Consider the following 1,597-nt stretch of genomic DNA (forward strand, 5'->3'; position numbering starts at 1 on the left):
CCCTGTCTGTCAGGGTGAGTTGAGACCAACGCTTCGTAGCAACCCCTCGTTTGACAGGGCGAGATCAGGATGAGTATCGATGTCTGTTTCAACTATCACCGGCCCGGATAATGGGGTGATGAGCAGTTATGAGTCACCCTCCGGTGGGGACGGGCCGCGGCGGCGCCGCAGCTTCACCGCCGAGGACAAGCTGCGGTACCTCGCGGCATACGAGAAGGCGTGCGAAACCGGCGAGGGTGGTGCGTATCTGCGGCGTGAGGGCTTGTATTCGTCGTTGATGAGTGAGTGGCGCCGGCTGCGTGATGCCGGTGTCCTCGGAGCCGATGACGCGGCGGTGTCGCGGGCGCCTCGCCGGTCGGGGTTGACCGCCGAGCAGGCCGAGATCGCCCGGTTGAAAAAGGAACTGGCCCAAGCCAATTCCAAGTTGGAAACCACCCAGACCGCACTGGATATCATGGGAAAAGCGCACGCGCTCTTGGAGCAGATCTCCGAGAGCGCGGATTCCGAGCCCAAGCGCGGCAAGCGTTGATGGACGCTTTCGACGAGCTGACCGAGGTAGGGACCACCGGACGGGCCGCCGCGCGGCTGACGGGCATGTCACGGGCCACCATGGCCCGCCGTGCCACCACTATCGATGATTCCGGTGGCAGCGTCGCCGAACCGGATCGGGACCGAGGCGAGCCCGTGAACAAACTCGACGATGTCGAACGCGAGCAGGTGTTGGCGGTGCTCAACAGTGACCGGTTCGTCGATGCCGCACCGACCCAGGTGTATGCGACGTTGCTGGCCGAGGGCTGCTACCTGTGTTCGATCTCCACGATGTACCGCATCCTGGGCGCCAACCAGCAGGTCAAAGAGCGTCGGCGGCTGGCCAAGCATCGCTCGAAGGCGATCCCGGAGCTGGTGGCGACCGCACCCCGGCAGGTCTACACCTGGGACATCACCAAGCTCGCCGGCCCACAACGCGGCGTGTACTACGACGCCTACGTGATGATCGACATCTACTCCCGCTACATCGTCGGGGTTCACGTCCACACCCACGAGTCCGGGCCGCTCGCGAAAAACATGATGTGCGAGGTGTTCGGGGTGCACGGCATCCCGCAGGTCGTGCACGCCGACCGGGGCACCTCGATGACATCGAAGACTGTCACCGAGTTGCTCGCCGATCTGAATGTGACCCGATCGCATTCGCGCCCACGGGTGTCCAACGACAACCCGTTCAGCGAATCCTGGTTCAAGACAATGAAATACGCGCCAGTCTTCCCGGCAAGGTTCGGGTCGATCCAGCATGCGCGAGAGTTCATGGCAGCGTTCACCAACTGGTACAACCACGACCACCACCACAGCGGCATCGGCCTGCACACACCCGCCGACGTGCACCACGGCCACGCGCCAACCGTCGCCGCGCAACGCTCGGCCACCCTCGCCGAGGCCCGCCGCGCCAATCCCGAACGATTCGGACCCATCGACCCCGCCCCGAAGATCCTCGAGCTGCCCGCAGCCGCCTGGATCAACAAACCCGAACCAGAGGAGCAACAACCGGCGAATCCGGCAGCCGCCTAACACTCACTGGTCTCAAACCCCTTGACAAGTTCCG

At 64.0% G+C, this 1,597-nt stretch carries 1 protein-coding gene; it reads left to right on the top strand.

The window, feature by feature from the left end:
- Positions 1-79 precede the first annotated feature (79 nt).
- Positions 80-1,563 (top strand): IS3 family transposase gene (locus tag ACZ4TW_RS24000; protein ID WP_465547022.1). Its coding sequence is split into 2 segments (ribosomal slippage): positions 80-467 and positions 467-1,563, totalling 1,485 coding nucleotides; the frame shifts between segments, so codons are not numbered across the junction.
- Positions 1,564-1,597: the final 34 nt, after the last annotated feature.

Source organism: Agromyces sp. NPDC029043, from assembly GCF_055564615.1.